The organism is Aneurinibacillus soli (assembly GCF_002355375.1).
In the GTDB taxonomy this organism is placed as follows: Bacteria; Bacillota; Bacilli; order Aneurinibacillales; family Aneurinibacillaceae; genus Aneurinibacillus; species Aneurinibacillus soli.
In genome coordinates this window covers 1,091,716-1,105,291 of sequence record NZ_AP017312.1, presented here as the reverse complement: position 1 = coordinate 1,105,291, position 13,576 = coordinate 1,091,716, and the positions used below count along the sequence as shown (strand labels likewise).

Here is a 13,576-nt window from a genome sequence, read left to right as displayed (position 1 = left end):
CTCCGCAGGAGCAACAGGATTATCGTTCTTTCTAAAAAGCTTCCTGACCTGTCAGCACACGGCGGTGCCGCAGTGGGATGTATGATTCTTTTGCTTCTTCTATTGGATGAGCCATTTCTTCTAACTCGTTCTCAAGTGCGAACAGCCGAATAAACATCTCAAGCGCTACATCACTTTCTGGCTGACCGGCCATTTCTTTTATACGCACGATCGGATCATGCATGATCTGGTTAATCAGACTCCGGGTCTGCTTGTTGATCATACGCACTTCCTTGTCCGTCAGATCCGGACATTTGTTCTCAATGTTGCGCATCGCTTCCTGCTGGTGAGTAAGCAGTTTCTCGCGCAACGCACTGATCAGTGGCACAACACCAAGTGTGCCAAGCCATGCCTTAAATGCAACAAGCTCTTCTCCGATCATAACTCCAATCTTCTCGGCTTCACGGGCGCGTTCCCGCATATTCGCTTCTACGATGCCTTCTAGATCGTCAATATCATATAAATATACGCCATCCAGATCATTGATCGCCGGATCAAGGTCACGTGGCACAGCGATATCAATTAGAAACAACGGGCGGCCCATCCGCTTACGCATAACAGCGGCGATGTCCTGCTTCGTTACTACATAGCCGTCAGCACCTGTTGAGCTGATCACAATATCAGCTAGCACAAGCGCTTCAGCAAGGCGGTCCATCTCAATCGCTTTCCCACGGAATTTCTCAGCCAGTGAAACAGCTCGTTCATACGTTCGGTTCGCCACAAGCACACGAGCAGCTCCATTGGCATGAAGATGCTTCGCCGTCAGCTCACTCATTTTACCTGCACCAAGCACAAGCACGGTCTTGTCCGTAAAATAGCCAAACACTTTTTTGCCAAGTTCAATGGCCGCATAACTTGTGGATACCGCATTCTTGTTGATTTCTGTTTCGGAATGCGCGCGCTTCGCTAGCGTTACGGCCTGCTTAAACAACATATTAAATACAGTCCCTGTCGCATTGTTCGCTTGCGCTAACTGGAATGCATCCTTTACCTGACCGAGAATTTGTGTCTCCCCAAGCACCATGGAATCGAGTCCACAGGCTACACGGAACAGATGCTGCACAGCAGCGTCATTTTCTTTTACATATAAATGATTTTCGAACTGTTCGCGTGATACACCAAACCATTCAGACAAAAATGTCTTCATAAAATGGCGGCCGGTGTGAAGCTGATCCACAACTGCATACAGTTCTGTACGATTACAGGTGCCCACAATTACACACTCTAATATGCTCTTGGTGTGCTGCAGTGTACGCAGCGCTTCAACCTTGTCTTCATCCGCGAAAGCAAACTGCTCCCGAATCTCGACCGGTGCTGTGCGATAGTTCAATCCGATAGCAAGAATGTGCATGTCTGACACCCCATCCTACGTTCTTTATACTCGTTAATGCGGTGCTGGCTTTCTACCAGTTCTCTCCGCATGTCCGCTCTTTATCTACATCGATTTATTATAACACCGAAACAGAAAGCGTCCGGATTCTAAATGTGAAGATTTTTTGAAGCCGCAACTTTCTTCTCACATACACAAGCATTATAACAAAAAGCAGCACAGAAAACAAAAAGGAAACCGGAAGCGCTGGAAAACATGTCCGTTTCCTGTACGCTTCTAGTTTCCTTCGATGAACTACTTTTATACATCAATATGCGTTTTAGGCTTTAACTGCTTCATGTATGGTGTCTGGCGAATTTTCTTCGCATTTTTCACTGCCGCTGCATGAAAAGCAAGTTGACTATGAATCCGTTTTTCATCTGGTTGTACCTCTACGCGTGTATAAACGCCGCTTGAATTGAGGACACGTGCTTTTACATTGTCTTGCAGCAGTACGTCCAGAATCTTTTTGACTCGTTCTTTCAAAGACGCGACCTCGATTGGAAACATGATTTCTACCCGGCGTTCCATATTTCGTGTCATCCAGTCCGCGCTTGCCAGATACATTTTATCATCGCCACCGCTTTGGAAGTAGAAAATACGTGAGTGTTCAAGGAAGCGATCCACAATGCTAATAACCCGGATGTTCTCACTTACACCTGGAATACCCGGACGCAGGCAGCAGATTCCCCGAATAATCATATCAACTTTTACACCGGCAGCTGACGCCTTAAACAGAGCATTAATCAGTTTTTTATCCGTCAGTGAATTCATTTTTAGAATGATTCGTCCCGGCTGGTCTGGTGTACTTTTCGCAATTTCGTTATCGATCAGCTGTAGGATTTTATTTCGCAATCCATTCGGAGCCGCTTCGATTTTTTTAAACTTTGGGGGCTTAGAATACCCTGATAGATGATTAAAGATATAAGAAGCGTCAATGCCAAATGGCTCCTTGCATGTAAACATACCAAGGTCGGTATACAACCGCGCCGTTGAATCATTATAGTTGCCGGTGCCAAGGTGGACATACCGCTTCAGGCTCTTTCCTTCTTGACGAACAACGAGCGTAATTTTGCAATGTGTCTTTAACCCTACCAGCCCGTAAATTACATGGCAGCCTGCTTTTTCTAATTTTTTAGCCCAGACAATATTATTTTCTTCATCAAAACGTGCTTTCAGCTCGACAAGCACCGTAACCTGCTTGCCGTTCTCCGCCGCTTTGGCAAGCGCCCCTACAATAGGCGAATCTCCGCTTACCCGATACAACGTCTGTTTAATCGCCAGCACATTTGGGTCTTCTGCCGCCTGCTTGACGAAATGAATCACCGGATCGAATGATTCGTACGGGTGGTGCACCAGAATATCTTTATGAGCAATCGCTTCAAAAATGTTATTTTCTCCGATGAAATCTGCCGGCGGCTGGGAAGCCAGCGGAGGATAGCGAAGATCGTTATACCCTGCAAGCTGAGAAAACTTCATCAAAAACGTTAAATCCAGCGGCCCTTTGACTTCATAAATGTCACTTGGCTCAATCTCCAGTGATTCCTGTAGGATGCCCTTCATATACTCATCCATCTCTTCCGTTACTTCCAGGCGAACCGCCGCTCCCCAGCGCCGCTTCTTCAGCTCTTTCTGAATTTCCTTAAGAAGATCTTCTGCGCCTTCCTCATCAAGTGTCATATCTGCATTACGCGTAATCCGAAACGGCTTGACCGCACAAATTCGATTGCCTTTAAACAAGAAGTCAATATAATGGCAAATCACATCTTCTAACAAAACAAATTGCTTCTCTTCTGTTGTCGTACTTGGAAGCTCGATATAACGCGGGAGCACAGATGGAACTTGTACGACCGCAAACAAAATTTTGTTCTTGCCATCGCTTTCACTCTCAAGTGTGACAGCAAGATTTACACTCTTATTTAAAAGCATCGGAAACGGACGACTTGCATCGACTGCCATCGGAGTCAGAACCGGATAAATTCGATCATAAAAATACGTGCGCAAGAACGCCTCCTGCTCCTCGCTCAAATCATCCGGCTTCACGAAAGAAATTCCATTTATCTCCAATTGAGGAAGCAGGGCTTCGTTCCAGATGCGATACTGCTTGGCTACCATTTTATGCGCCTCTCGTGACATCGCTTCAAGCTGCTGACGTGGCGTCATCCCCGCCTTGTTCTCCGGAGTCGTAATACCATGTTTCTCCTGATCCTTCATTGATCCTACACGAACCATAAAAAATTCATCCAGGTTCGAACTTGTAATCGCCAAGAACTTCAGACGTTCTAAGGCAGGAGTTGCTTCATCCTCCGCCTCTTCTAGTACACGATGGTTAAATGCAAGCCAGCTTAATTCCCGGTTGATGTAATAATCAGTACAATCTAGATCAACCTCTTCTTTCGGCATATCGGTTTCCTGTGTCATCATCGTATCCGCCATACCGTTCACCCTCTTCCCTTCTCATTCTCTTTAACTATATTCTACCCACCGGATTACCAGTGGGAGTCTAAACTGTTTTCTGAATTTCTTCCGGTATTCTTCAATCGCCTGCAGTTCAAGTTCAGGGCGGCTCCCCCCTTCACACAGCAGCACGATTTCATCCCTGATGCGCTGAACACGAACGGCCTTCACCTGCCCACTTTCTGTCCGGTCAAGCGCTCGTGCCATGGTAAGCAACACACCGAGGGTATCGGCCATCTGCATGTCCGCTTCTGACAGAAGCGATTCGTACGGAGCTGCCAGTTCCTGCAACCGTTTCGTTCCCTTATATGACGCGATCAGTGCCGCTAGAATACGCTCCCGGTGGGTTAAGCCCGGTAGAAGTACATGGATCATCAAGTAAAAGGTGTGACGGTGCGACTCGCGTAGATTGATGCTCCGTCCTATGTCATACAGCTGTGCCGCGACATCGAGCAGTTTGGATTCGGGTGCCCCATATGAATGCAACTCCAACTTCTTTACTCCCTCAAACAAGCTCAATGCAAGCTCTCTTACATGCCTTGCATGAGTACGATTCACCTTGTAATTATTCATGAATACGTTAACACCATGTTGGACTACATCCTCAAGCAGTGGCTTCTGTACCCGTTTTAGATATGATTCCAGATGCACACCGTCGCGCAATCCTTTATTACTTGTAACAAACTCAGTCGTACCTATATGTTCCATCACCGTTTTAATCAACAGCACACCGGCTAGGATAATATCAGCCCGCTCCTTAGAAAGCCCTTGAACAGACTGCATACGCTCTGGGGCCTGATCAAGCAGAAGATGAAACACGCTGTCCACTTCATACTTACGCATCGGGTAATAATGAAGGCTCGGAAATGGGTACCGGATCATCATCTGATGAATCTTACTAAGATTCCGTGCTGTTCCGCCCATTCCCACAAGAGGATGAGACGAATTCATTAGCCAGTCATGCCGGACAAGCTCCGCACGTACATACTCGATCATCTCTTTCATTTCTACTTTTCCAGGGATAGAACCGCGAAAAAACTCCCGGGTAAGCGTCACAGCTCCGAATGGAAAACTGTAGCTGTTTATTAGCTTTCTGTCTTTAACGTTGACGATCTCTGTGCTCGCACCGCCAATGTCGATCGTGAATGCATTCGTGACCGGAGTCGTGTTTGCAACTGCTAAATATCCATAATAAGCTTCTTCTTCGCCTGATAACACCCGAAAGCGGAATCCTGTCTCTTGATAAATACGTGTTAGAAATTCCGTCCGATTTTTGGCACGACGTACTGTAGCAGTCGCTACCCCAATCACACGTGACACAGCACGTGCCGAGCAAAGCTGGCGAAACTGGCGCAGGACAGCCAGCACTTCTCGTATACCTTGCTCTGTAATACATTGTTCTGCATCTACATATGAGCTAAGACGGATGGTCTGCTTCATATTATCTATTTCATAGAAAGCACCGTCTTCCTCTTCGTAATACATGACAATCCGGACTGAATTGGACCCCATATCAATGACTGCATTATAACTTCCCATATGCATCCAACCTTACCTGTTTTTTATCATTATAACTAGTTTACTAAATTCATGTTAAGAAATGTTAAATATCAGGTTAAGGTTTATGAATTTCTTTTTTTGTAATCGCTTACAAAATGTGATTTACGTATGAAATCGTTTGACAATTGTATGAAGAGATGTAGACTGTCCGGATAAGAGCGCTGCATCCTTTGCCAGCTGGTGAACACTTTCTACTTTTTCTTCCATCGCTGCCGCGCCCCGTGTCATCGATTCGGTAAATTGTTCTGCGATATGTGTTAACGTCTCAATGATTTTCTCGATTTCTACACTTTCTTCAATCAAGTGATTGGATAGATCGTAATTCAAGTCTACCTGCTCCTGTGCACGCTGTGCTGCCTCTTCCATACTACGGATGGAGTCTCCAGCCACATATACAACATCACGACCGCGCTGAATGCTTGTTACGCTCGCTGATGCACGCTCGCCTGCTTCCACTGCCTGTTGCCTTGTCACCTCTAGCAGGCTACGGATATCTTCCGCAAAAGTCGATGTGCTTTCTGCAAGCTTGCGTACTTCCCCTGCCACAACTGCAAATCCTCGGCCTGCTTCTCCCGCACGTGCCGCTTCAATCGAAGCATTAAGGGCAAGTGTATTCGTCTGCCTGGCAATCTGTGTAATGGCCGATACTTTGTTCATAATCTCATGCGTGCTATGCGATAGCTCTGAAATTGTCTGGACAGACGCTCCTACTGCTGCCTCAATCTGCTTCATCTGCTCTTCAGAATCTTCGACAGCTCGCTTCCCCGCTTTGGCACTATCGGATACCCGGAAAGAAAGCTCACTCGCATTCTTCGTATTGCGCTGCATTTTATTAACTTCTTCCATCATCTCGGTAATCATCGCCCGTACTTCTTCAAGAGAACCAAGCTGTGTCTCTGTGCCTTCCCGAAACGTCTGCATCATATGCGACATCTCTTCGAATGTACGTGCTAACGCAGTGGATTCTTCCGCCTGATGGTTGCTAACCGTACGGGTCACTTCTGCTGATGCAGCAAGTTCATCAATCATAGCACGTGTACCGATAATAATTTTGTTCAGTTCATACCCCATCTGCGCGAACTGATTCCGTCCCTTGTGGGCAGCTGATACTGTCAGATCCCCTGCTGATATGCTTCGCGTAATCTGATACCATTCTTTCAGCCTTGTATTAATCTGTATATAAATAAACGCAGCCAGTCCCATGCCACACGCTATTGCCATAAGTAGCCATGGCCATACTGTATGGATGAGCTGTCCACTTGCCAGACCATATACACTTCCGAATACAGTCGGCAGAATTCCAAGGCCAAATATAGCAGGGGCAAGAAATGGTTTATGCATAAGGCGCCCCATACGCAAGTTGTATCGCTTGCCATTATCAAGCGTAACGATCGGGCATGATGCATCGACAAGAACCTCCCCTGTGTTGCGTGGGTACAACTGCAGAAGGGGGATATCCGTCTTCGCTGCCTTCACCCCTACCTCATCTAAAAAATGTGTGCCCTCCCGAAGTCGATTCGTATGGATTCGTCCCTCACTATCCACATCAACTAACACAAAATACTCATCATGACCCAGTTCTTCATCCATGACGGCGCGAACGCGGTCCGCGCATGATTCAAGCGTGCCTGCCTGCCGGATGATATCTCTGATTCTGCCCGCCACCCGTTCTACTTTTTTGAGTCCGGCACGGGCACTTTTCGTCCGCAGCATTCTGCTCATCCGTTGCGTTCCTCCCTTTTTTATCCACCATATGTTACTCATTTCGTCAAGAGCCCATTTTTCACCTGCTTCTCTGGTCTTATTTACTGAATATTTTTTCTATTTATTTCACTATGTATATTTCGCTATAATAGAAATTATTTTAAGGGTGTGAAGATGTGTATGAAAAAATCTATGCTTGCTGACAGCATCCTGCTCACTGTGACATTCATCTGGGGCGCAACGTTTGTCGTAGTGCAGAATGCCATTGCGACGCTTCCACCGCTTACGTTTAATGCGGTGCGTTTTTTTATGGCTGCTATCTTTCTGTTTGGTTGCCTGCTGTTATTCTATCGCAGCCAACTCGCACAAATAAATGCACGACTGCTCGGCGCAGGCATCTTAATTGGCATATGGCTGTTTCTCGGCTATGCATTTCAAACCGTGGGGCTGTTGTATACCACATCAGCAAAAGCTGGTTTTATTACGGGCCTCTCTGTTGTACTCGTACCGATGCTTGCGTTGCTAATCCTCAAACAGAAACCGCGTGTTCCAGCGGTGATCGGCGTGCTGGTCGCAACAACAGGACTGTATTTGCTAACGATGGGAGATTCTCTAGCAGTCAATCGTGGGGATATTCTTGTATTCTTTTGTGCCATATCATTTGCACTACAAATTATTTTCACCGGGCGCTATGCGCCACATTTTCCATCGCTGGCACTTGCCTGTATACAGATTTTTGTCGTCTCGGTGCTGAGTGGCATAAGCGCACTCATACTGGAAAACTGGCAGGTTGCTCTTTCTTTTAAAACATTTACTACGCCTACTGTATACATCGCTCTGCTTGTTACCGCCATTCCAGCAACAGCACTTGCCTTTCTCGCACAGACAGAATGCCAGAAGTTTACGACAGCGACTCGTGTAGCGCTTATTTTTGCGATGGAGCCTGTATTCGCAGCAGCGACTGCTTACTTCTTTAATGACGAGCTTCTGACATCACGTGCCCTTGCTGGTTGCATGCTAATCTTTCTCGGCATGATTCTCGCAGAATTCCCGTTCAGTTCGGTGGCAGCACGCTGGAAGAAACAAAAAACAGTCTCGTCCTGACGTATGCCAAAAAGCCGAAGCAAATGCGCTTCGGCTTTTTACATGAATCGTATTACATCTCGTCTTCTACCTGCTGTTCCTCTTCCGGCTGAACTTTTGGCTTGGCCTTCGCCCGTGCGAGGATCGCTTTCCATGCTTCGTCTTTTCCATGCCCGTTTTCAGCAGAGAACAAAATCAGTTCATCAGCCGGGTCCATGTTAAGCACGGTACGCACTTCTTTCAGATGCTTCTGCCATTTGCCCTTCGGAATTTTATCCGCTTTGGTAGCAATGACTACAACTGGAATCCCGAAGTGCTTCAAGTATTCATACATGGCCTGGTCGTCTTTCGTCGGAGAGTGGCGAATGTCGACAATTTGCAGAACAGCCCGCAGCGGCTCTCGCGTCTGAAGGTACTCCTCCATCATCTTGCCCCATTTTTCTTTCTCCGTCTTGGAAACTTTGGCATAGCCGTATCCCGGCAAATCTACAAAATATAAGTCCTTGTTAATCAAATAATAGTTCAGCGTCTGTGTCTTCCCTGGCTTCGACGATGTCCGTGCCAGATTTTTGCGATTGATCATCTTGTTAATAAACGATGATTTCCCGACATTAGAACGCCCTGCCAAGGCGAATTCTGGCAGGGTGCCATGCGGGTACTGCTTTGGAGATACAGCACTGATTACAAATTCAGCCTGTGTTACTTTCATGAATGAGCCACCTTTTTTAACAGCGCCACATCAAGTACCTGATCGAGATGTTCAACCGGGATAAACTTGAGATCCTGACGCACACTTTCTGGAATATCATCAATATCCCGCACATTATCTTTTGGCATGATTACTGTTTGCAGCCCGGCACGGTGAGCAGCTAGCGCTTTCTCTTTCAGACCACCGATCGGCAGTACACGTCCGCGCAGCGTAATTTCTCCGGTCATGCCTACTGTACGCGATACCGGGGTATTGCTTAATACGGACACAAGCGCTGTGGCCATCGTAATACCTGCAGATGGACCGTCTTTTGGGATTGCACCTTCCGGAACATGAATGTGAATGTCATTCTTCTCATGGAATTCCGGATCAATCCCAAGCTCCTTAGAACGGGAACGAATGTAACTGAACGCAGCCTGGGCAGACTCTTTCATTACATCGCCAAGCTTACCGGTGAGCGTCAATTTGCCTTTGCCTGGCACAACAGATACTTCAATCGTCAGCGTATCCCCGCCTGCTTCCGTCCAGGCCAGTCCTGTTACCGCCCCTACCTGATCTTCCTGCTCCGCCATGCCATAACGGAATCTCGGCTTACCAAGCAGATTTTCAAGCGTATTGCCTGTCACAACCACTTTCTTCTTCGTACCTGCTACGATCATACGAGCGGCTTTGCGACAAATTGTCTCCATCATACGATTCAGATTGCGCACCCCGGCTTCACGTGTGTACAATCGAATGACTTTACTAAGTGATTCTTCATTGACTTGCAGTTTGTCACGACCGAGCCCATGCGATTCCATCTGCTTCGGAAGCAAGTAATCCTGACAAATTTTTAGCTTCTCAATCTCAGTATAACCTGGAATATACAACATTTCCATCCGGTCAAGCAGCGGACGTGGAATCGTATGCACCGCATTCGCGGTTGTAATAAACATAACCGATGATAGATCGTATGGCTCTTCAATGTAGTGATCGCTAAAAGTATCATTTTGATTCGGATCGAGCACTTCGAGCAGGGCAGCACCCGGATCACCCCGGAAGTCCATGGCCATTTTGTCAATCTCATCGAGTAAGAAAACGGGATTGACTGTGCCTGCTGTTTTCATCCCTTGAATGATACGACCCGGCATCGCTCCAACGTATGTACGGCGGTGACCACGAATTTCAGCTTCATCCCGTACACCGCCAAGCGAAATGCGAACGAACTCACGATTAAGCGCACGCGCTACGGAACGAGCAAGTGATGTCTTCCCGACACCAGGTGGTCCAACCAGGCACAGGATCGGTCCTTTCAGCTTGTTCACAAGCTTTTGAACTGCAAGATATTCAAGTACTCGCTCTTTTGCCTTTTCAAGACCGAAATGATCTTCATCGAGCACAGTCTCTGCATTATGCAGATCAAGATTGTCTTCCGTACGTTTCGTCCACGGAATGGCAAGTAACCAGTCGATGTACGTGCGAATCACGCTGCCTTCCGCACTGGTCGAAGGCATCTTCTCTAGCCGTTCAAGCTCACGTTCCACTTTGGCCACGATATTCTCCGGCGCACCAGACTCGTCCAGCTTGCGGCGTAGTTCCTCTACCTCACCTGCACGCCCTTCTTTGTCGCCCAGCTCTTTCTGGATGGCTTTCATCTGTTCGCGAAGGTAGTATTCCTTCTGCGTTTTCTCCATCTGCTTCTTGACGCGCTGCCCGATCTTGCGCTCAAGTTCGAGTACTTCCCGCTCATTGTTCAAAATGCTAAGCAACTTTTCCAAACGATCTTGTATAGCAATTGTCTCAAGAATGTCCTGTTTGTCGCGAATTTTGAGCGGCAGATGAGACGTAATAATATCCGCCAGGCGTCCCGGTTCGTTAATGTCGGCCACTGACGCAAATGTCTCAGGGATAATCTTTTTAGAAAGCGTAATATACTGCTCGAAGTTAGCTAACACCGTACGCATCAGCGCTTCTATCTCTGGTGTTCGCTCCTCGTTCTCATCAACATAGGAGACCTGAACTTCAAAATACTCCTCTTCTTGCAAAAACTCTTCTATTCTAGCACGCCCTGTTCCTTCCACAAGTACGCGAATCGTTCCATTCGGCAGCTTTAGCATTTGCTTTACGCGTGCTACTGTACCAATTACGAAAATCTGATCCTTCTCCGGTTCCTCTATATGTACTTCTTCCTGTGTGGATAAAAGAATCAAGTTATCATCAACCATTGCTTTTTCAAGCGCTTTAACGGATTTGGCGCGCCCGACATCCAGATGAAGTACCATTCCTGGAAACACAAGCAGGCCGCGCAATGGAAGAAGAGGGATTTGTCTCTCTTTTTCATTTGTTCCCATCTACTCTACCTCCAATTTTATGTATCTTACTCCATTAAATGGGGACTCCTACAGCATTTTACCTTCGTTTTATTGTATCGTATGTGCCCTATAATGTCTAATCATGCAACACTGGACAATGTTCACTAAAAGGCAGGAGGATTGAACACTTCGTTCGGCTGAAGCAACGGGACTTCTGCGGATTCCATCTGTTCTTGTGGTATAAACGCATATTTGAATACATCCTCCATCTGTTCAACTGCAATCACACGAATGTCTTTCATCGCTGCAAAAATATCCTGCCAGTTCTCTTTTGGCACAAGCACTTTTTTCACACCGGCATGGCGAGCTGCTTCAACTTTAGCCGCCACGCCCCCGACAGGCTTCACCGTTCCATGAATCCCGATCTCACCAGTCATCGCCACATAGTTATCCACCGGCTGTTCAGTAATCGCCGAATAAATTGCCGTAGCCATTGCAATGCCCGCTGAAGGGCCGTCTACTGGTGCACCTCCTGGAAAGTTAACGTGCAAAACATAATCATGCGTAGCGATCCCGTAGCGACGCAATACCGTAAGCACATTATCCAAAGAACCTCGTGCCATGGAGCGACGGCGTAACGTCCGCCCCTTACCTCCCATTTCTTCTTCATCGACGACTCCGGTTACCGTTACCGTTCCTGCACCTGGTACTGTTGCTTTGGACGCCGTTACTTCAATTTCAAGCAGTGCTCCCATATTCGGACCGTATACAGCCAATCCGTTTACGAACCCGACATACGCACCACCGAGCACTTTTTTGTCAGATCGTGGTGATTTCTGACTGCTGTTTACTACCCATTCGATATCAGAACGCGTAATGCATGAACGTTGCTCGGTAATGGCCAAGCCAGCCGCAATTTGTACCATGTTAACAGCTTCCCGTCCATTTGTCGCATAGTGAGATAAATACGCAATCGCTGTATCGTCTGCGTCCATCTTCATTTTCTTTACGGCTTTTCTAGTGATTTCAACCACTTCGGTCTGCGTTAAAGAACGGAAGAAAATTTCGAGACAGCGAGAACGAAGGGCAGGTGGTAATTCCTCCGGCGTCCGTGTCGTCGCACCAACCAGACGAAAGTCAGCAGGCAAGCCATTCTGGAATATATCATGAATGTGCTTCGGTATTTGCTGATTCTCGTCGCTGTAATACGCACTCTCAAGCACTACTTTCCGGTCTTCGAGCACCTTCAGTAATTTGTTTAGCTGAATCGGATGCAACTCCCCGATCTCATCAATAAATAGTATTCCACCGTGTGCTTTGGTCACAGCTCCCGGCTTCGGCTGCGGAATCCCTGCCTGTCCCATCGCGCCAGCCCCTTGATAGATTGGGTCATGCACAGAGCCAATCAACGGGTCAGCGATGCCACGCTCATCAAATCGAGCTGTCGTCGCATCAAGTTCGGTAAAGACCGATTCGAATGTGAATGGAGATCCAGGTTGTCTTTTTGCTTCTTCCAGAATGACACGGGCGGCCGCTGTTTTGCCGACACCAGGTGGACCATATATCAGTACGTGCTGTGGATTCGGCCCACACAGGGCGGCACGTAGCGCACGAATGCCATCTTCCTGGCCCACCATATCGGCAAGGCTTGCCGGGCGCGTTTTCTCAGCAAGCGGCTCGGACAATGAAATCGAACGAAGCTTGCGTAACTGCTCCATCTCCTTGCGTGATTCCCGATCAATTGTTGTTTTGTTATTGCGCTGGTTTTTCAGCAAGTTCCAGAAGTATGTTCCGATAATCACGGCAAAAAACACCTGAATAAGCGTGAATATTATTGTCCAGTTCATAGTTTCCTCCCACATGTAAAAAATACGATTTCTCACATTATCTTAGGTGTATTATTGCCGAACCGAATCGGGAATAAACGGAGTGAGCTATGTGTGGTGCCAGTTTAAAAAAGAGTGGTAGCCAGACTAAGTATGGTGATTGGAGCAGCGGAGCGGAAATCCTGTCACTTTGTTACGCTTACAAGAAGTAGAGACTGTCCGCTCCGTAAGCCCGGTAAACTCGCCCGCAAAGTGCAGGCCAGAGAAGCTTCTCCTAGAAGATTGCGGGCAAAGGCACGTTTACCGTTCTTCCTCCGCTATGTAGTCGCGTAAAGGCGTTCCCTGATTTCCGCTCCGCTGCTCCAAACGTAACTTTGTTCACTTCCATTTTAAGCACATCTTACATATGCTTTTGCTTTATAAAAACAAAAGAAAAAAAGCGTCCCACATGCGATGGGACGCTTTTCTCTTCTTTGATTCTTCTTGCATAAGGTTGAAGCGTAAGTTTTTAAGGAAATAGACAGCAAACTGTGTTGGG

Annotated in this window: 9 protein-coding genes; 2 read left to right on the top strand and 7 right to left on the bottom strand. The window is 47.2% G+C overall.

Annotation, left to right across the window (positions count from 1 at the left end):
• Window positions 1-31: 31 nt before the first annotated feature.
• The 4 genes from hemA to CB4_RS05645 all read right to left on the bottom strand — a co-directional run bounded on the left by hemA (window position 32) and on the right by CB4_RS05645 (window position 7,147).
• A complete protein-coding gene (gene hemA, locus CB4_RS05660; RefSeq protein ID WP_096463957.1) occupies window positions 32-1,390 on the bottom strand; it encodes a glutamyl-tRNA reductase in 1,359 nt (452 codons plus the stop codon).
• Window positions 1,391-1,669: 279 nt separating this feature from the next.
• Complete coding sequence (locus CB4_RS05655; protein WP_231956243.1) at window positions 1,670-3,844, bottom strand: RNA degradosome polyphosphate kinase; 2,175 nt, start codon at window positions 3,842-3,844, stop codon at window positions 1,670-1,672.
• Between the two features lie 30 nt (window positions 3,845-3,874).
• Window positions 3,875-5,404, bottom strand: a complete 1,530-nt coding sequence (locus tag CB4_RS05650; protein WP_157737806.1) for a Ppx/GppA phosphatase family protein — start codon at window positions 5,402-5,404, stop codon at window positions 3,875-3,877.
• Window positions 5,405-5,527: 123 nt separating this feature from the next.
• Window positions 5,528-7,147: a methyl-accepting chemotaxis protein gene (locus CB4_RS05645; protein WP_157737803.1), complete on the bottom strand. Its 1,620-nt coding sequence runs from the start codon at window positions 7,145-7,147 to the stop codon at window positions 5,528-5,530.
• Between the two features lie 162 nt (window positions 7,148-7,309).
• On the opposite strand from CB4_RS05645, the gene CB4_RS05640 reads away from it, so the two are divergent.
• On the top strand, window positions 7,310-8,233 hold the full coding sequence (locus CB4_RS05640; RefSeq protein ID WP_096463954.1) for a DMT family transporter: 924 nt from the start codon (window positions 7,310-7,312) through the stop codon (window positions 8,231-8,233).
• A 52-nt stretch (window positions 8,234-8,285) separates the two neighbouring features.
• On the opposite strand, the gene yihA is transcribed toward CB4_RS05640, so the two are convergent.
• The 3 genes from yihA to lonB form a co-directional block, all read right to left on the bottom strand.
• Entirely contained in the window at window positions 8,286-8,921 is a 636-nt protein-coding gene (gene yihA / locus CB4_RS05635) for a ribosome biogenesis GTP-binding protein YihA/YsxC (RefSeq protein ID WP_096463953.1), read from the bottom strand.
• On the bottom strand, window positions 8,918-11,251 hold the full coding sequence (gene lon, locus CB4_RS05630) for an endopeptidase La (RefSeq protein WP_096463952.1): 2,334 nt from the start codon (window positions 11,249-11,251) through the stop codon (window positions 8,918-8,920). Before lon ends, yihA begins: the two co-directional genes overlap by 4 nt.
• A gap of 125 nt (window positions 11,252-11,376) precedes the next feature.
• Complete coding sequence (lonB, locus tag CB4_RS05625; RefSeq protein ID WP_096463951.1) at window positions 11,377-13,059, bottom strand: ATP-dependent protease LonB; 1,683 nt, start codon at window positions 13,057-13,059, stop codon at window positions 11,377-11,379.
• A 114-nt stretch (window positions 13,060-13,173) separates the two neighbouring features.
• Between lonB and CB4_RS21440 the strand changes: the two genes are divergently transcribed.
• A complete protein-coding gene (locus CB4_RS21440) occupies window positions 13,174-13,371 on the top strand; it encodes a hypothetical protein (protein WP_231956155.1) in 198 nt (65 codons plus the stop codon).
• Window positions 13,372-13,576: the final 205 nt, after the last annotated feature.